The sequence below is a fragment of the Heterorhizobium halophytocola genome, from assembly GCF_017873095.1.
GTDB lineage: Bacteria > Pseudomonadota > Alphaproteobacteria > Rhizobiales > Rhizobiaceae > Allorhizobium > Allorhizobium halophytocola.
Window position 1 is genome coordinate 46402 of record NZ_JAGGJU010000016.1, and the last position, 16687, is coordinate 63088.

18 protein-coding genes are annotated in these 16687 nt (G+C 64.2%); 10 read left to right on the forward strand and 8 right to left on the reverse strand.

Features of this window, described 5'->3' with window-relative positions:
* Nucleotides 1-172 precede the first annotated feature (172 nt).
* On the forward strand, nucleotides 173-1102 hold the full coding sequence (locus J2Z17_RS23350) for an ornithine cyclodeaminase family protein (RefSeq protein ID WP_209948902.1): 930 nt from the start codon (nucleotides 173-175) through the stop codon (nucleotides 1100-1102).
* Nucleotides 1103-1197: 95 nt separating this feature from the next.
* On the opposite strand, the gene J2Z17_RS23355 is transcribed toward J2Z17_RS23350, so the two are convergent.
* Nucleotides 1198-1812: a hypothetical protein gene (locus J2Z17_RS23355; RefSeq protein WP_209948904.1), complete on the reverse strand. Its 615-nt coding sequence runs from the start codon at nucleotides 1810-1812 to the stop codon at nucleotides 1198-1200.
* A 133-nt stretch (nucleotides 1813-1945) separates the two neighbouring features.
* Nucleotides 1946-2875, reverse strand: a complete 930-nt coding sequence (locus J2Z17_RS23360; protein WP_209948906.1) for a LysR family transcriptional regulator ArgP — start codon at nucleotides 2873-2875, stop codon at nucleotides 1946-1948.
* Between the two features lie 189 nt (nucleotides 2876-3064).
* Between J2Z17_RS23360 and J2Z17_RS23365 the strand changes: the two genes are divergently transcribed.
* The 3 genes from J2Z17_RS23365 (at nucleotide 3065) to J2Z17_RS23375 (ending at nucleotide 4863) form a co-directional block, all read left to right on the forward strand.
* Nucleotides 3065-3550: a chemotaxis protein CheW gene (locus tag J2Z17_RS23365; RefSeq protein ID WP_209948908.1), complete on the forward strand. Its 486-nt coding sequence runs from the start codon at nucleotides 3065-3067 to the stop codon at nucleotides 3548-3550.
* A 173-nt stretch (nucleotides 3551-3723) separates the two neighbouring features.
* Entirely contained in the window at nucleotides 3724-4332 is a 609-nt protein-coding gene (locus J2Z17_RS23370) for a LysE/ArgO family amino acid transporter (RefSeq protein WP_209948910.1), read from the forward strand.
* Between the two features lie 195 nt (nucleotides 4333-4527).
* A complete protein-coding gene (locus J2Z17_RS23375) occupies nucleotides 4528-4863 on the forward strand; it encodes a hypothetical protein (protein ID WP_209948912.1) in 336 nt (111 codons plus the stop codon).
* Between the two features lie 693 nt (nucleotides 4864-5556).
* Here the strand turns inward: J2Z17_RS23375 and J2Z17_RS23380 are convergent.
* The 3 genes from J2Z17_RS23380 to J2Z17_RS23390 all read right to left on the reverse strand — a co-directional run bounded on the left by J2Z17_RS23380 (nucleotide 5557) and on the right by J2Z17_RS23390 (nucleotide 7962).
* Nucleotides 5557-6462 (reverse strand): NAD-dependent epimerase/dehydratase family protein, encoded by a 906-nt coding sequence (locus J2Z17_RS23380; RefSeq protein ID WP_209948914.1) that lies wholly within the window; start codon nucleotides 6460-6462, stop codon nucleotides 5557-5559.
* A 357-nt stretch (nucleotides 6463-6819) separates the two neighbouring features.
* A complete protein-coding gene (locus J2Z17_RS23385; protein ID WP_209948916.1) occupies nucleotides 6820-7107 on the reverse strand; it encodes a hypothetical protein in 288 nt (95 codons plus the stop codon).
* 378 nt (nucleotides 7108-7485) lie between these two features.
* The gene (locus tag J2Z17_RS23390) at nucleotides 7486-7962 is read right to left on the reverse strand and encodes a YcgN family cysteine cluster protein (RefSeq protein ID WP_209949029.1); all 477 of its coding nucleotides are present in this window, start codon (nucleotides 7960-7962) and stop codon (nucleotides 7486-7488) included.
* A gap of 258 nt (nucleotides 7963-8220) precedes the next feature.
* On the opposite strand from J2Z17_RS23390, the gene J2Z17_RS23395 reads away from it, so the two are divergent.
* Nucleotides 8221-10389, forward strand: a complete 2169-nt coding sequence (locus J2Z17_RS23395; RefSeq protein WP_342454455.1) for a transglycosylase domain-containing protein — start codon at nucleotides 8221-8223, stop codon at nucleotides 10387-10389.
* Nucleotides 10390-10575: 186 nt separating this feature from the next.
* On the opposite strand, the gene J2Z17_RS23400 is transcribed toward J2Z17_RS23395, so the two are convergent.
* On the reverse strand, nucleotides 10576-10806 hold the full coding sequence (locus J2Z17_RS23400; RefSeq protein ID WP_209948920.1) for a hypothetical protein: 231 nt from the start codon (nucleotides 10804-10806) through the stop codon (nucleotides 10576-10578).
* Between the two features lie 284 nt (nucleotides 10807-11090).
* On the opposite strand from J2Z17_RS23400, the gene J2Z17_RS23405 reads away from it, so the two are divergent.
* Entirely contained in the window at nucleotides 11091-12284 is a 1194-nt protein-coding gene (locus J2Z17_RS23405; RefSeq protein WP_209948922.1) for a GGDEF domain-containing protein, read from the forward strand.
* Between the two features lie 165 nt (nucleotides 12285-12449).
* On the opposite strand, the gene J2Z17_RS23410 is transcribed toward J2Z17_RS23405, so the two are convergent.
* Nucleotides 12450-13097, reverse strand: coding sequence for a hypothetical protein (locus J2Z17_RS23410; protein WP_209948924.1), 648 nt, complete (start codon nucleotides 13095-13097; stop codon nucleotides 12450-12452).
* A gap of 193 nt (nucleotides 13098-13290) precedes the next feature.
* Between J2Z17_RS23410 and J2Z17_RS23415 the strand changes: the two genes are divergently transcribed.
* Entirely contained in the window at nucleotides 13291-13878 is a 588-nt protein-coding gene (locus J2Z17_RS23415; protein ID WP_209949031.1) for a DUF1214 domain-containing protein, read from the forward strand.
* Between the two features lies 1 nt (nucleotide 13879).
* Entirely contained in the window at nucleotides 13880-14428 is a 549-nt protein-coding gene (locus J2Z17_RS23420) for a DUF1254 domain-containing protein (protein ID WP_209949033.1), read from the forward strand.
* A 165-nt stretch (nucleotides 14429-14593) separates the two neighbouring features.
* On the opposite strand, the gene J2Z17_RS23425 is transcribed toward J2Z17_RS23420, so the two are convergent.
* Entirely contained in the window at nucleotides 14594-14779 is a 186-nt protein-coding gene (locus J2Z17_RS23425; RefSeq protein WP_209948926.1) for a hypothetical protein, read from the reverse strand.
* Between the two features lie 355 nt (nucleotides 14780-15134).
* On the opposite strand from J2Z17_RS23425, the gene J2Z17_RS23430 reads away from it, so the two are divergent.
* Nucleotides 15135-16163, forward strand: a complete 1029-nt coding sequence (locus tag J2Z17_RS23430) for a DUF2336 domain-containing protein (protein ID WP_377300008.1) — start codon at nucleotides 15135-15137, stop codon at nucleotides 16161-16163.
* A 128-nt stretch (nucleotides 16164-16291) separates the two neighbouring features.
* On the forward strand, nucleotides 16292-16642 hold the full coding sequence (locus J2Z17_RS23435) for a DUF1491 family protein (RefSeq protein WP_209948930.1): 351 nt from the start codon (nucleotides 16292-16294) through the stop codon (nucleotides 16640-16642).
* The last annotated feature ends 45 nt before the right edge of the window (nucleotides 16643-16687 follow it).

The window sequence follows — 16687 nt, forward strand, 5'->3', positions numbered from 1 at the left end:
GCGGGGATCGGGCCTTTCGACCTGCGTGCCGCGGCGGCCGGCGATCGAAGGACGTGGCCGCCGGAACCCTTCCGGCTGTCGCGCCTTCTCCTCCCATTGACCGGGACGGCCGTTGCGCGTTCAGTGCGCGGCGACCCAGTCGATCGACCCGCAGCCGAGGAGCGCCCGAAACATGCCGACCATCCTGACCGACGAAGATCTCGACAATGATACCGCCATGGGGGTCGCACTCGAGGCGATAGATGCCTCGCTGCGGGTCAAGGCGGAGGGGCTGCTGATCGCGCCGCCGCGCCATGTCGTGCCATTTGCCCCGTCGGGCAGCCTGTTTCTCACCATCGGCGGCACCGGCGGCGACAACGGGCTTGCGGGCTTTCGCGCCTATACCAGTTTCGACCAGGCCAAGCACGACCAGGTGGTCGCCGTCTGGCATACCGAAACCGGCGCGCTGCAGGGACTGGTGCTCGGTCGCCGGCTCGGCGAATTGCGCACCGGCGCGATCGGCGGCATCGCGATCAAGCTTCTCGCGCGCGAGGATGCCACGACCATCGGCGTGATCGGCGGCGGGCGGCAGGCCTTCATGCAGATCGCCGCCGCCAAGCATCTGCGGCCGATCAGCGCCGTCAAGGTCTATAGCCGTTCGGCGGAAAACCGCGAAAGCTTTGCCGAACAGGTGACCGCACAGTTCGAATTGCCGGCCGAACCGGCCGAAAGCGCCGAAGAGGCCGTGGCCGATGCCGATATCGTCATCTGCGGCACGACGGCGACAAGCCCGGTGCTGGAGGCCGCCTGGTTGAAGCCCGGCACCCATGTGACCAGCGTCGGGCCGAAAATGGCGGGCGCCAGCGAGATCGGCACCGACCTTGCCGGCCGGGCCCGGATCATCGCAACCGACAGCGTGGCGCAGTGCCATGCCTATGACAAACCCTTCTTTCTCGACGGCACGCCCGATGCCGACAGGCTGATGGAGCTCGACCGGATCCTGGTCGGCGAGAGCCCGCGCCGCGAGAGCGAGGAGGACATCACCCTGTTCTGCTCGACCGGGCTTGCCGGTACCGAGGTCTATGTCGCAGCCCGGCTGCTGGCAGCCTTAAGCGGCGGCTGAGCCGGACCGTGCCGGTCGGCAAGCCGGCCTGCGAGGCAACATTCAGGCCCGCGATCGGGGCGGCAAGCCGGGGCCGGCCCGATCGCGGCGATACGCTACCGGTAGTTCGGGTTCTGCTGCATCAGCTTCCTGGCGATCGCCGGACCCTTTTTCTTCATCGCCTCGATCTCGGTCAGCTTGTCGATCAGCTTGCCGGCAGAGGCATGCTCGCCCATCCGCATATGGAACTCGATGTCCTTGAGGCCCTTGGCGTCGGAGATGCCGAGGCGGGTGGCCATCGCCATGTTCGGCTGCACGTCGGCGTAGACAATCTTGCGATGCAGGGTCTTGAAGGCCGGAAATTCGTAGATGTCGGCCATCACCTCGGCCTCGACACTCTCCTCGAGAAGGGTCTGCGCGTCCTCGACGAGCTTGAGAATGGCCTTGCCATCCATCGCGAGATGACCGCGCTTGTGGAGCTTGCCCTTGATCGCGGTCTGCGCCTGCGACGGCAGCGAAATCGCGCATTTGCCCAGATGCAGGCCGGTCAATTCAAACGCGGCGTGGCTCGAGGTCGCCTTGGCGGTCTTCGCCGCGGTGAGAAACTTCTTGTCCCTGGCGGTGAGCGTCGCACCGCAAAGCTGGTGGAAGAGCTTGACGAGCGCGGCGTTGCCCGAGCTTTTGAGGGCTGCCGCCGTGTCCGGGTATGTCACTCCATTGATCGTGGGCATGTGGCACCTTTCCATTGTTCACCTTGTCCGACACAAGGCTTGCCGGACCTGGACTGGGTGCCGCGGGCCCGGCAAAAGGTTCATCTGCGGCCGCAACCTGCACGCACGAACGTGCCGGCCGGATGCCGGGGCGCTAGCCTTGCCGGCCGCCCTGGCCGCGGTCTTCGGTCTCCAGCCCCTCGGCTGCCGCCGCGCGCACCGCCTCCGTCAGGCCGGCGAGCGGAGCGGAGGCGAGCCGGCTGATCTGCCAGTAGAGCGGCACATCGATCACCTTGCCCGGTATCAGCTCGACAAGGCGGCCGTCGGCCAGATGGCCGGCCACCAGCGCGGCCGGATTCATCCCCCAGCCCAGTCCGCGAAGGGCGGCTTCGACGAAGCCTTGTGTCGAGGGCAGCCAGTGGGTCGGGATGGCAGGTTCGCCGCCCGTCGCCGCGGCAAGCCACATCTGCTGCAGCCGGTCCTTGCGGTCGAAGGTGAGCGCGGGAGCAAGGCCCAGACTGTGCGCATCGACGCCGCCGGCAAAATGCCGGGCCATGAAATCCGGGCTCGCCGTCGCGTGATAGCGCAGCCTGCCGAGATAGATCCGGCGGCAGCCCTGGATCGGCTGTTCCAGACTGGTGACGGCGGCGGCCACCTGCCCCCGCCGCAGACGCTCGGCCGTGTGCTCCTGGTCGTCGACCGCCAGATCGAACAGGCAATCGGCGGTCTTCGAAAACCGCTGCAGGGCCTCGAGAAACCAGGTGCCGAGGCTGTCGGCATTGACCGCGATCGACAGCGTCACCCGCTCCGGTCCATCCGCTGCCGGCGACAGGGCCGGCCAGGCATCGAACAGCTGGCCCTCCATCAGCTCGACCTGCTCCACATGGCGGCAGAGCCAGTCGCCGGTCTCGGTCGCCGTGCAGGGACTGCCGCGCACGACAAGGACCGCGCCCATGCGCTCCTCCAGCTGCTTCACCCGCTGCGAGACGGCCGACGGCGTGACATGGATCAGGCGCGCGGCCTTGTCGAAACTGCCGGTACGGATCACCGCCGCCACGGCCTTCAGCGCCTGATAGTCGAGCATCGCCTTAGCCTTCCTAATTTTTATCGCGAGACTTCAGATACCCTAACGGGTCGTACCGGTCCAGAGCGCGGCGCCGGTGGCGCCGGCGGGTGGCACCGCTATGAGCGCTCCGAAAAGCCAGCCTGGCGCCAGCTATCGAGACTAGAAGCAGAGTGCGCTAATCAAGCTGGCAAGGATCGTCGCGTGAACATGAACGTAACTCAAACAGAGTCGCTGGAAATCATCGCTTTCCGGCTCAATGACCAATCCTTCTGCGTCAAGACCCGCTCCATCCGCGAGATCCGCGGCTGGGCGCCGGTGACCCCGGTGCCGCATTCGCCGCGCGAGGTTCTGGGCGTGATCAATCTGCGGGGCACGGTGATCCCGATCATCGACCTTTCGGTCAAGCTCGGCATGCCGAGCACGGAAGCCTCCGAACGCAGCGCCATCATCGTCACCGATGTCAACGACATGACGCTCGGCCTGCTGGTCGAAGGTGTCTCCGACATCCTGACCGTGCCGGCCGAAAGCCTGCAGCCGGTGCCGCAAAGCGCCGGCCAGTCGGCGAAATACGCCGAGGGCATCCTGGCCCACCAGGGCACGATGATCTGCTTCCTGAAGCTGGAAGAGCTGTTCGCCGCCGGCAATGCAACGGCCGGCGAAGACGGCGGCGGCGAGACCTGGCAGGAATTCTGATCAGGCAGGCCTGCGGCCATAACGGGCAGAACGCTTGCGATCGTCACCGCCGTGACGGTCGCTCTTGGCATTGGCGACATCAGTTTTGCTAATCCGATCGCAGATCATTTAACTGGCCTAAGTTCAAACAGCCGCCTACAGCCTCCCGACACCACTCGTTTCGGGGACGGACCATGGCGTTTTCTGCCGCATTGACCGGATTTTCCATGGGGCTGAGCCTGATCGTTGCGATCGGCGCCCAGAACGCCTTCGTTCTGCGCCAGGGGCTGCGCCGCGAGCATGTGCTGCCGGTGGTGCTGACCTGCGCCCTGTCGGATGCCCTGCTGATTGCCCTCGGCGTCACGGGGCTGGCCGCGGTCAAGGCGGCCCTTCCCTTGCTGGAACCGGTGATGCGCTATGGCGGTGCGGCCTTCCTGCTCTGGTATGCGGTAAAGAACCTGATCTCGGCGGTGAAGGGCGGAGCGGCCCTCGACGTGCATGGCCAGCCGCCGGCCGCGCTGAAGACGGTGCTGGCGACGACGCTGGCGCTCACCTTTCTCAACCCGCATGTCTATCTCGACACGGTCGTCTTTCTGGGCTCGATCTCGACCCAGTTTCCCGGCGAACGGCTGGCCTTTGCGCTCGGCGCGATCACCGCGTCCTTCGCCTTCTTCTTCAGCCTCGGCTTTGGCGCGCGCCGGCTGACGCCGCTGTTTGCCCGGCCGCTGGCCTGGCGGGTGCTCGACGGCACGATCGCCGCGCTGATGACGCTGATCGCCTTCACGCTGGTCAAGGGCGGCTGAGGCCGCATCCCTCGTCCTGCAACTTGCAGCAGACCTGCCAAAAGTCACCCCTGACAAACCGGCATCGGCCGATGCCCGGCAGCGTTGCATTTTCAGAGTCTCTAATTTAGAGTCTGATTCGTCGGCACCGGTCCGCAACTTCGCAAATTGATGTTCATTCACAATCACTTGGCATGAAGCCGAGAAGGAGGAGCGATGTCTTCACTTGCATCCACGACCTGGAAATTCGATGTTCCCAACAGCGGCACCGTCGTCTGGACCTTCAACCAGGACGCGACGGCCTCGGCGCTGGGGCGCCAGGTCGGCCGTTGGGTCGAGGACGATAACGGCAATTTCATCATCGAGCTGAACGGCCAGAATCCCGGCGGCTACAAATCCGTATGGGCCGGCCGGCACGCGGACGGCAACGGCCAGGGCGTCTCCTCGCCGATCTTCAACAACGCGACCTTCTCCTTCACCATGGCCAAGCAGCCGGGAATGACGGAGGCAGACGGCGATTTCGATCCGGTCGAACTCGGGCTCGCAAGCTGACAGCGGCCACCGACCCTCTATGCCGGGAGAGGCCCGCCCGTCGCCACCGACGGCCGGCGCGCGCCCGGCACCATGATCCCGACGGTTAACCCCTATCCCGTCGGGCAGCCGCGCCGCATCGTTCCGCCGGGATGTCCCACTCTCCGGCAGATCTGCGGCGCGGCGATTTTTTTTGGGGAGGCAGCACCTCTGCCTTTCCTGCGAGCCCGTCGCTTCGGGGAGGTTCGGCCCGCGGCGCCGGCATCGCGCCGGAGCAACACTGTCGGGAAGAAATGCTAGAAGCCTCGAATAACTCTTGTAGACTACCGAGAATCAGATTCTAATCAAAAACATAAAGCACATAATACTTATATTGATGTCTTCATTTGCAAACCTGGAACGACACTTTGGACAACGAGGGCAATTGGCCGGACTTCTTGCAGGACAAAGCTTTCGCTGTCACCGGTCTCCGCACGCCGCAGCCATGGCACGCGATCCGGCGCCCAGCAGATCAAGACATTCTCGAATCCGACATTCTTGAACCCGTAATGGCTGCCGCCAGACACAGACGGCAGTAGCGGACCCGTTGCGGTTTCAAGGGTGATGCAAGGGCGAACAGGTGGCACTGCGGGGCGCCACCTGTTCCTCCGGGTTGTCTGCGCATCTCGCCGGACCCTTTGACGTCGCAAAGCATCTGGGATGCGTAAGGCGGTGTCAGTCGCGCGCGCCTGCACCTACATATTTGCGCCAGTCATGCTCCTCGCGGAAACCGAGCACTGTGCGCGCCTTGGCATTGGACAGCGGCGCGTCATAGCCGTCGATTTCGCCGGTGATCGGCGTATCCGGGGCATATTTCGCCAGAAATTCCCGGGTCGGCTCGTTGGCGGTGATCGTGTCGTTGACGGCGTTGAACACCTGGAAGCCGAGCCCGTCCTTTTCGACGCACAGATCGACGATCTGGCCGAGATCGCGCGCATCGATATAGGACCAGGCATTGCGCTTGCGGCTCGGCGGATCCTTGAGAAAATCCTCGAACTTGCCGTATTCGTCCGGCTCGATGACATTGCCGATCCTGAGCGCGTATATATCGGCGCCGGTGCGCATGGCAAAGGCGCGCGCGGTCTTCTCGTTGACCACCTTCGACAGGCCATAGCTGTCCATCGGGTCGACGTCGTAGTCCTCGGTCAGCGGGAATTCGTGATAGTCCTTGTCGCCCTCGGCAAAGCAGACGCCATAGGTCGTTTCGCTCGACGCGATGATCACCTTGCGGATGCCGAGCTTCACCGCGGCCTCGATGACGTTATAGGTCGAGACCGTATTGGTGGAGAAGGTCAGGTTGTCCGGCTTGATCAGGATGCGCGGAATGGCGGCGAAATGCACCACCGCATCGACCGGCGCCGGACCTTTGCCGGTCTCCAGTCCGGAAAAATCCGCATGCATGCTGAGCGCATTGAACACCTGGCCGCTGTCGGTCAGGTCGGTGATCAGCGTCTCGACGCCCGGGCATTCCAGCGGCACCAGATCGAGATTGGCGACGTGATGGCCCCTGTCCCTCAGATAAGGCACCACATGGCGCCCCGCCTTGCCGCTGCCGCCGGTAAAGATGATCCGTTTGCCCATGTCCTTGCACTCCCATGTGTCATTGGCTCGTGCAGGGACATAGCGCGCAGGCCGGGAAATGGCGAGGGGCGCAAGGGAGCATGCATCCCCGTCAGCCCATGCCGCGCCGGCCGAACCATGGCCGCGGACCGAAGCCCGGACGGTCGCCCGTCCCCCGTTGGCGGGACCCGGACGCGCCGGCGCGGGGTGCCGCGTCGGCGCCGAGAGGGTTTGCGCGGCGGCGAGAGGACCCCCGTCACCGCGCATCACGCGCCTGAAGCACGTCCGGTAAACCCGAGTTCACCTGACGTTCTCCAGTCTGTTGTCTTTACGCTTTTCCGGACGGAAAACCGCGACAACACTTTTCCTGGAAATGCTCTAGTTGAACTGGCAGGCCGTGCCGCCATCGGAGGTCTGGGACTGCGTGCAGACATCATTGCCGGCGGTCAGGCTGAGGCTCCACTTGCCAGCCTCCGGATCGACGCCGATCGAGTAATTGCAGCCTGACGGCACGGAGCCGGCGCCGGACCCTTTCAGCGTGCAGCTGAGGCCGTTCAGGTTGGTGGTGATCTCCGCGGTGCCGCGGAAGGCATAGCCGACCGTGTCTGCGGACGCCAGACCGGCGACGAACACGAATGGCAGAGCAATTGTTACAGCTTTCAGCATCGTGGTTCTCCTTGGGTTAGGTTGTGCAAATCAATTTACACAACCAAAGGTAGCTTATGTGCACCGACACCCGCGGTCAAACCCGCGTCCGATATCCTCCGATAAACTTTGCGTGATCTTTCAAAGGCGCAATAGAAACCGCACGTCTCGATGGAATTGCAATCCTTCGAACAGTCACATTACGCATTGGGATCAATTTTGAAGGTGAATACTTGCGCCCCCTCCCTCCCATAGAAGGGCGCGCCGCCGGTTCGCCTGCAACGACAGCCGCATTGCCGCCACGCAAGAGCGCTTGCGCAATCCATCCGTGATGGCCAAAGCGGCATGGCTTTTCGAACGTCGTCGGATATCCAGGCGTCGCCCGGCGCGATTGACGCCTCAGGCCTTTTGCGCGGCGGCGTCGTCTCCCACCGTCAGCGGCCAGTCGACGATATAGTCCTCGAAGTCTTCCACCGCGACGTCGTCTTCCGACACCGTGCGGCCCTTTGCGGAAATGCCGGCCTGGTGGACGGTGTCGCGGTCACCGGAGACGAGATAGTGCCACCAGTAGAGGTCCTCGCCGTCACGTACCAGCCGGTAGGCGCAGGTGGGCGGCAACCAGGCGATGTCGTCGACCTTCTCGATCGACAACTGGATGCAGTCGGGCACGGTCGCCTGGCGGTTTTCATAATCCTTGCAGCCGCAGGTCTCGCCGTCCAGCAGCCGGCAGGCGACCGAGGTGAAGGCCACCTCGCCGGTCTCCCAGTCCTCGAGCTTGTTGAGACAACAGAGGCCGCAGCCGTCGCACAGCGCTTCCCACTGGGCATTGTCCATCTCGTCCAGGCGCTTGGTTTTCCAGAAGGGCTGTTCGTCGATCATCTTCGTATCCATGTGCCTTTGCCGGTGCGGGGGCCGGGTGCGGGGGCCGGCCGCTTGCCCGCGGCCCTGTTGCCGGATGGCCGCCCGGGCTTGCGCCAAGCGGTTCGGTCTTAACCGAATCCCAGCTTTTTCCTTGTCCTTTATCAGCAAATGCCCCAATACATCAGGGGTGCCGACCGGGATCCTGGCGTTGCTCTGGGACTTTGGCCGTGCGGCGTCAAGCCTTTCGTCATTCAAGCAGGAGCGGTCGACCCCGTGCAGGACGCAGACAAGCCCGAGAAGAAACGGCGCCTCAAGCGCCATTATTTCCTCAGGCTGGATGCCTGGATCGACTCGACGCTGTGGAATGCGGGCTTCCGCGCCGGCCAGATCTGGGAAGACATCACCATCTTCTTCCGGCGCTTCCGGGCGCGCGGCTGGAAGCGGATCTTCTTCGAAATCCTCGGCGAAGGCATGACGCTCGGTACCGCCGGCTTCGTGCTGTTGCTGGCGCTGGCGCAGCCGGCCTTCAAGGAGACCGCCAAGGACTGGCGCAATCGCGGCGATTTCGCCGTTACCTTTCTCGACCGCCACGGCACCGTGATCGGCCATCGCGGCATCATCCACCAGAACTCGGTGCCGATCGACAAGCTGCCGGACTATTTCGTCAAGTCGGTGCTGGCGACCGAGGACCGGCGCTTCTTCGACCATTACGGCATCGATTTCTTCGGCCTGACGCGGGCGATGATCACCAATGCGCAGGCCGGCGGCGTGGTGCAGGGCGGCTCGACGCTGACCCAGCAGCTGGCCAAGAACCTGTTTCTCACCAATGAGCGCTCGATCGAGCGCAAGATCAAGGAAGCCTTCCTGGCGACATGGCTGGAAGCCAATTTCACCAAGAAGGAAATCCTCTCGATGTATCTCGACCGCGCCTATATGGGCGGCGGGACGTTTGGCGCGGCGGCGGCGGCGCAATTCTATTTCGGCAAGCCGCTGACCGACGTGACGCTGGCCGAAAGCGCGATGCTGGCCGGCCTGTTCAAGGCGCCGGCGAAATATGCGCCGCATGTCAACCTGCCGGCCGCGCGTGCGCGCGCCAACGAGGTGCTGACCAATCTCGTTCAGGGCGGGCTGATGACCGAGGGACAGGTGATTGCCGCCAGGCGCAATCCGGCCACCGTCATCGACCGCGGCGAGGAGGCCGAATCGCCGGACTATTTCCTCGACTGGGCCTATGACGAGGTGCAGCGCCTGGCGCAGAAATACAATATCCGCCAGCACACGCTGGTGGTGAAGACCACGATCGACACCAGCCTCCAGCAGGCGGCCGATGCGGCGGTGGAATCGAGCCTGCGCGAATATGGCGATGCCTACCGGGTCAAGCAGGCGGCGCTGGTGATGATCGAGACGGGCGGCGCCGTGCGTGCCATGGTCGGCGGCCGCGACTACGGCGAAAGCCAGTTCAACCGCGCCGCAAGGGCGCTGCGCCAGCCGGGCTCGTCGTTCAAGATCTACACCTATTCGCTGGCCATGGAAAAGGGCATGACGCCGGACACGCCGATCGTCGACGCGCCGATTTCCTGGGGCAATTGGAGCCCGCACAATTACGGCAACCACTATGCCGGGCGGATCGACATCAAGACGGCGCTGGCCCGCTCGATCAACACCATCCCCGTGCGCCTTGCCAAGGACAAGCTCGGGCCGCATCCGATCGAGCAGATCATGGCGCAGGCGAAGAAATTCGGCGTCGAGACCCCGATCCGCAAGGACGTCACCATTCCGATCGGCACCTCGGAGGTGACGGTGCTCGACCAGGCGACCGCCTATGCCGTGTTTCCGGCCGGCGGCTTTGAATCGCGCCGCCACGGCATCCAGCAGATGACCGATTACGACGGCGATGTGCTCTATGATTTCGACCGTGACGCGCCGCCGGCCAAGCGCGTCCTGTCGGACAAGGCCGAGGCCTCGATGACCCAGATGATGACCCGCGTGCCCTATGTCGGTACGGGCCGCCGGGCCGCCGTCGACGGCGTGCTGACCGCCGGCAAGACCGGCACGACGCAGGCCTATCGCGACGCCTGGTTCTGCGGCTATACCGGCAATTACACGGCCGCCGTCTGGTTCGGCAATGACGACTATACCTCGACCAACAACCTGACCGGCGGCGCGCTGCCGGCGATGACCTTCAAGAAGCTGATGGACTATGCCCACCAGGGCATCGAGCTGAAGCCGATCCCCGGCATTGCCGATCCGTTGCCCGACGGTCCGCGCCGCAAGATCTCCGACAAGCTGGCCAAGGCCGAAGGCGAGGAACTGCCCGATTTCGTCCGCCCGCGCACGCTGAACCCGGACTCGGCGGCCGCCCTGCGGGCGCTGATGAAGATGCTGCAGGACGCCAAGCCGCTGTCCGTCGATCCGCAGACAACCGCAAGCCTCGGCAAATGAGATGACGGTGCCGGCGGCATTTATCGGCGAAGCGGCTTCACGCCATTTCCCCATCAGAGATCAGCATGCCGATCACAGAGAGGAGCGCGGGCTTTACGAGTGGTAACGTTGCTAGGGCAGATAGCCAACAACGGCAGCCAACACGATCAGTCCGGACATGGTGTAGATCGAATTAAAATCCATCTCTCACGCGTTGAGGGCGCAGACTTCGCGCAACGCCGCGAAATGCAGTCCTCTGAAAGCCAGCGTCCAGACAATAGCACCGATCATGGGAAACGTCTTGATGATTCCGATGCTGTAGGCAACCGTCGGTGTCGCGACGCCAACCACGATCGATGCGGATGAGAGTTGGTTGAGCCACGTTGCCCGCAGCTTTCGCCTCTCGTTCCAAATGAGCTTTTCTCGCGTTTCATCCATATAAGCCCAGATCCTTCCTATTGCGAGGACTGCAGTTAGGGCCAATGTGGCTCCCATCGTCGGGCTCTGTGGAGACATGTCCGCCGCATAGCGCGCAGACCGCGCCGGTTGGATCCTGCGGTCGCCCGTTGCGCCCTGTTTAGCAAGACCGGATTGATCCCAGAATTGGTCCGCGCCTGCCGGCGGCAGCAGCCGGGAAAATAGCAAATCCTTAACCCTTGGGGGAACACAAACCAGGGGCGGGATCACGCCCGCGCTTTGCGACAAGCTATGGGATGATCTCCATGAAAAACCGCCTTGGACTGACCACACGTCCAACGCTGACGCCCGCGCAAACCGCCGCCTATCTTCGCCACAGCGCGCCCTTGCGAAATCGCCTGCTGATCCTCAACGTGGTGCTGATCGGCCTGTTCTACATGAGTTACGCGGTGGTCGACGCGCTGCTGCTCGGCGATGTCACCACACTCAGCCTTGCCTTGCGCTTCGGGGTGATCCTGCCGCTGGCAATCGCGCTGATGATCTATCTGCAGCTCGACCGGCCGATCGGACGCAAGGAACTGGCCGCCACCTCGGTCGCCGTCTGCGGCAATATCGCCTGGTGCGCGATCCTCGTGTCCAGCCACTCGCCCGGCGTCCACCTCTATTTCTACGCCGCCGCCATCTTCCAGATGGTCGTCACCATCGGCTCGCGCCCGGATTTCCGCATGGCGCTGGCGGCGAGCGCCGTCACCCTCCTCGTCAATTATACCGCGATCTGGTTCATTAACGGCGTGACGGCCGGCTATGGGCTGACGCATCTGGCGATCTACGGCCCGACCGTGGTGCTGACGCTGATCGCCTGCCATCAGCTCGATGCGGAACGGCTGACGACCTTCCTGCAGATGCACGAGATCGAGATCCTGAAGATCAAGCTCTCCCAGCGCGCCGACGAATTGCACACGCTGTCGATCACCGATCCGCTGACCCGGTTGTCCAACCGGCGCGGCACCGACGGCATGCTCGACGCCCTGCGCCGCAGCCCGCTGACGGCCGACCTTGCCGAAGGCGGACTGGCGATGATCGACATCGATCATTTCAAGGCGTTCAACGATCACCACGGCCATGCCGCCGGCGACCGCTGCCTGGCGCGGGTGGCGGAAAGCCTGAACCGCGAGATCGCCGGCGAGCCGATCCATCTGGCCCGCCATGGCGGCGAGGAATTCGTTGCCATCCTGCCCTCTTGCAATCTGCCGATGATGGAGCAGGTCGCCGCGCGTCTCTGCCAGGCGATCCGCGATCTGCAGATCGAACATGCCGGCATCGCCTCGGCAAGCGGCCATGTCACCGTCAGCATCGGCTATGCCTGCGGCTCGCTGGAAACACAAAAGGCCTTCGACCAGCTGAAGGAGGCCGCCGACCGGGCGCTCTACGAGGTCAAGGCGAATGGCCGCAACGGCTGGCGGCACGGCAAGGTCAGGAGCGCCGCCCTCGCGGCGTGACGCGAACCACCTCAAACGGCCCCGCCTTTCGCCCCGGGCCGAGCGAAGACCGGACAGCCTTCGGGCCCGTGACAGGCGTCAAAATAGCTGCGGCACCGAGAGGGGGCGCTCGGTGCCGCAACCGTTGCGTGGCGGGGGTAAGGCCCGCCACGCCCCGAACCGGTGTCAGGCGCCGACGGTCAGCTTGTAGTTTTTCAGCCCGTCGATCACATCGCTCTCGCTCGGACCGCGGATGCCGGCACGCGGATTCTTCGCCTTCGCGGCCAGGGCCGTGAACTGCTCCTCGTTCGCCCGTCGAATGGGGGCCTTAGCCTTGGTTTCCTCACCCATGATCAGATAGATCTTGGCCAGGGCCAGGTCGTCGGCAGTGCTTGCCGGGAATTTCAGCGCCTTCGCAATCTTTTTGCCATTGACTTTCGTCAGGGCGAAATCCCTGAAGTCGTCGGACTTGCGGTAATCGTCGTAGTGGTCCGTCTGGAACTTTTCCACTGCGGCGATGCGGGCCTTTTTCAGCAGCTTCTCAAAAGCCGGTGAATTGGCCGCGGCCCTGCGCGCCGGCTCCGACTGCACGCCCTTGACGACGCAGGCATTATAGGTGGCCGTCCAGATCTTCTCGCCCGCCAGGCGATAGGGCTTCAGCGCGTCGACCCTGATTTCGGCGACCTCGCTCAGATATCTGTCGTAGATCTCGTTGCGCGCCAGCTTGGCGCTGAGGAAATCCAGAAGATCCCCATCGCCCTGGGCGCGGACATATTTCTCGAAATAGGCCCACTCCTTCTTGTTCGAGGCGATCTTCTTCACATTGTCTGCCATGCCCACTCCTTTTCCGCTGCGAGGGTCTGGCAATAAGTGCGGCGCAGGGGCAATTTGGTTCATCGTGCCGTCTGCCTCAGGCGGTTTTGCGCACAGGACGCAAATATCTGCACACGCCGAAAGGGAAGCATTTCCCTAATAAAGATTTAGTGTTACCCCTCGGCGGGCGGATCGAGAGGGTTTGAGCGTCAACGTGTTTCGGGTTCCATTTCTCGTTGCCATAGCACTGGCAATCGCCTTTGGCGGCGGCATCGCTTCGGCAATTTCGGCCCTCAATGCGTCGGTCGGAGCCGGAGCGATCCAGGTTGGTGTCTGGCATGCCTTTCCCAAGGCGCAGACGGCGCAGGCCGACCCTTATGCCAAAGCCCATCGGGCCCGGACCGGCAAGCTGCTCTATGGCAGTGCCGAGGGGCTGACCTTCACGGCCGAGACGGACGAGAGCGGCGAACGGCTGATCGCCACCTGCAGCTACCGCGTCCACGGCACACCGCCGCCGGCGCGGATCTTCACCCTCTATGCGGCGAGACGCAACGGCACCTGGCTGAAGCCGGACAGCGCCCTGCCCGGCGCCTATAACTCGCTCGCCCTGCCACGGCGCCCCGACGGACAGATCGAGGTGACCGTGTCGCCGACCGCCAAGCCGTTCAACTGGCTGGCCCTTCCCGATGCCGGCAATTTCACCCTGGTGCTGACGCTGTTCGACACGCCGGCGGCCGGCAATTCCGGCCTGATCAGCTACGACATGCCCAAGGTGGAAAAGATCGGATGCGGCCATGAGTAGGATGGGCGCTTTGCTGCTGGCGCTGCTCAGCGGACTGATCGGTGCGGCCCTGCTGCACATCGTCATCGTGCTGTCGGTGCCGAGCTTCACCGGCCAGGACGCCTATACTAGGGCGGCCGCGGAAGGGGATTTCAACCAGTTCTCGACGCTGTCTGGCGAGCGGGATGCGGCGGGGCTGATGAGCGTCGATCCGTTCATCCGCACGGCGGTCTGCCATTTCGACCTGGCCGAGCGGGCGGTGCGGCTGCTGGCGCCGAGCAATCACGACTTCTGGTCGGTCTCCGTGTTCGACCGGGCCGCCAATGAAGTGTTCAGCATGAACGACCGCACATCGGTCGGCGGCATGCTCGACCTGGTGGTCGCCTCCAGCGAGCAGGTGGCCCGCATCCGCAAGGCGGCCAACAGCGAACTGGCATCGTCGATCATCGTCGACATGAAAGGTGGCCAGGGCTATGTGGTGCTGCGCGCCATGGTGCCGCAGCAAAGCTTCGAAGACGAAGCGCTCGATTTTCTCGACAGTGCCAGCTGCCTGCCCCTGTCGGTCAACTGACCGGCGAACCGGGTCGGTGCAAGCCGGCGCCGGGGCGTGTCACAGGGTCGCCATGGCCGTGCCACCGCACCCTTTGCAGGTTTTTCAGGATCGCCTGGGACGAACCGCCGGCCCCTGGTTCCGGCCACCGCCAGGGCAGCCGCGTTTGCGGGCCATGATCGTCGATCAGCTGGTGACAGGCTTGCCGGGCTTGGGCTTGCGCGGGCCAGGCTTGGTCACGGATTTCGCCAGCTCCTCGACACGCTCGTAACGCGGCCCGGTAAACAGCAGGATCTTGCCGAGTGCGCCGGACGCGGCCGCCCGGCTGGCACTTGCCGCTCTGCGCGGCGTCATCTTGATTACTTCCGCCATAGGTCTCTCCATAAGGGCTGTTGCGAGACGGACGAAGACTGACCAATTTCATCCTGCCCCGTCGCTACGGGGCCGGCGCATCCTCCCATGTCGTCATGGCGGTGTGACACGGCGAGACATCTGCGCCTTTCTCGGTGCGCCAGCACTCGTATATTAGAAAGACTTACTTTCCCGAGGCTTGCGCAATTCAAGGCATCGCAACATCCGGTCGATCCCGCTTTCGAGATACCAAGACATGCTGCATGCACGTCGATTCCGGATAAAAACAGATCACCATAGCATAGTTAACAATCTCATAAGGGATTTGCGCTAGCGTGAGGGGAATGTATCGCGTTGGATCAGGTTGTTTTGCGTCGTGAGTGAAGAATTTCGTGCACTGGAGCGGACAGGGGCCGCTCGTAGAAAGGACATCGTGCTGATGGCGACCGTCACAGGGTTCGAGAGCCTGACCCAGCCGTCGAAATCGGAGCTTCGCCAGTTCGCCGAATTGTTCGCACCGCTGTTTGCCGCATCGAGCGACGAGGCCCGCCGCCAGGCCGTGGCGGCACTGTCGCAAAGCGATCAGGTGCCGACCGCCGTCGCCCTGTTTATCGCCAGCCAGCCGATCGCGGTGGCCGCACCCTTCCTCGCCGCCTCGCCCTGCCTGTCCGACGATTTGCTGATCACCGTTGCCCGCACGCAGGGGCTCGACCATGCCCGCGCCATCGTCAAGCGCGACCGGCTGTCGCCACGGGTGATCGATGCGCTGGTGGACCTGCGCCACGAAATCCGCATGCCGCGAAGCCTTGAGACGACCGCAGCATCGACGCGGGCAACCGCCGCCGACGAGGCCGAACGCCGCGCCCGCGAGGCGGAACGGACCGAGCGCCGGGCGCGCGAAGAAAAGGTCCGCCGCACGATCAAGACCCTGGCCGGCCATGGCGGCGCGCCCGGCCGCCGCGACCGCACCGGCCTTCGCACCATCACCCCGATGCAGGAAGCGCTGATGGTGCGCTTTGCCCGCAATCGCGAGACCGGCGCCTTTGCCACCGCCCTTGCCGACGCGCTGTCGTCCAGCCGCTGGCTGGCCGAACGGATCATGCTCGACATCTCGGGCCGCCAGCTGGCAACCACGCTGGTGGCGATCGCCATGCAGGTCGGCGACATTCTCGACGTGCTCGGCACCCTCTATCCGCAGCTGAACGAGCGCCAGGGCAGCGACACGCGGGCCGAAAAGATCCTCGCAACGCTCGATCCGGCCGAATGCGAGGAGCGCATCGAGGCCTGGTACCGCGCCGACAGCTACACCTATACCCCGCTGCCTGTCGCCCATCCGATCACCGGCCAATCCGCAAGCCCTGGCGACGGCCGCGACCGGCCGGCCCTGCGCCACCGCAGCGCCTGAGCCTTCCGCAGCGCCTGAGCCTTCCGCCGCCCCGCTCCGCGCCCGTCTGAAATATCCCGTCTATGCGCCGGACGGCGCGACGGATCCCGTGTTCCCATCCCCGCCGAATTGCTCTAGGACCTGAGGCCATGCGTCTCAGATCCGATATCTTCGCCTCCGCCCTTGTACGCCGCGTCTTCAGCGACGGCGGTTTTGCCGCGATCGAGCGCAAGGGCGCCGAGCAGGCCGGGGCGATCTTCATCCGCCAGCGCTTTCGCGACGGACTGGAGACCCTCTACGGGCCCGCGCCGCAGAGCTATTTCGCCGAGGACGAGGACGCCGATCCGGGCGGGCGCCGGTTCGAGGTCCGGCTTGACAGGGTCGAGGCCGACACGGTGGCCGAGACGATCGCGCGCGAAAGCAAATGGGACGGCGATCTGTGGCTGATCGAGATCGAGGTCGACGCGATCGGCGACCTGATCGAGCTTGCCGACGGCTGAGCCGACCACCGCTGCGTGCCGCGCAAATTTAATTGAACGCCCGCC

Bases quoted from the DNA above. Each gene is read 5' to 3' on its own strand.
- J2Z17_RS23350 (WP_209948902.1), top strand. From the start codon at position 173: ATGCCGACCATCCTGACCGACGAAGATCTCGACAATGATACCGCCATG.
- J2Z17_RS23355 (WP_209948904.1), bottom strand. From the start codon at position 1,812: ATGCCCACGATCAATGGAGTGACATACCCGGACACGGCGGCAGCCCTC.
- J2Z17_RS23360 (WP_209948906.1), bottom strand. From the start codon at position 2,875: ATGCTCGACTATCAGGCGCTGAAGGCCGTGGCGGCGGTGATCCGTACC.
- J2Z17_RS23365 (WP_209948908.1), top strand. From the start codon at position 3,065: ATGAACGTAACTCAAACAGAGTCGCTGGAAATCATCGCTTTCCGGCTC.
- J2Z17_RS23370 (WP_209948910.1), top strand. From the start codon at position 3,724: ATGGCGTTTTCTGCCGCATTGACCGGATTTTCCATGGGGCTGAGCCTG.
- J2Z17_RS23375 (WP_209948912.1), top strand. From the start codon at position 4,528: ATGTCTTCACTTGCATCCACGACCTGGAAATTCGATGTTCCCAACAGC.
- J2Z17_RS23380 (WP_209948914.1), bottom strand. From the start codon at position 6,462: ATGGGCAAACGGATCATCTTTACCGGCGGCAGCGGCAAGGCGGGGCGC.
- J2Z17_RS23385 (WP_209948916.1), bottom strand. From the start codon at position 7,107: ATGCTGAAAGCTGTAACAATTGCTCTGCCATTCGTGTTCGTCGCCGGT.
- J2Z17_RS23400 (WP_209948920.1), bottom strand. From the start codon at position 10,806: ATGGATGAAACGCGAGAAAAGCTCATTTGGAACGAGAGGCGAAAGCTG.
- J2Z17_RS23405 (WP_209948922.1), top strand. From the start codon at position 11,091: ATGAAAAACCGCCTTGGACTGACCACACGTCCAACGCTGACGCCCGCG.
- J2Z17_RS23410 (WP_209948924.1), bottom strand. From the start codon at position 13,097: ATGGCAGACAATGTGAAGAAGATCGCCTCGAACAAGAAGGAGTGGGCC.
- J2Z17_RS23420 (WP_209949033.1), top strand. From the start codon at position 13,880: ATGGGCGCTTTGCTGCTGGCGCTGCTCAGCGGACTGATCGGTGCGGCC.
- J2Z17_RS23425 (WP_209948926.1), bottom strand. From the start codon at position 14,779: ATGGCGGAAGTAATCAAGATGACGCCGCGCAGAGCGGCAAGTGCCAGC.
- J2Z17_RS23435 (WP_209948930.1), top strand. From the start codon at position 16,292: ATGCGTCTCAGATCCGATATCTTCGCCTCCGCCCTTGTACGCCGCGTC.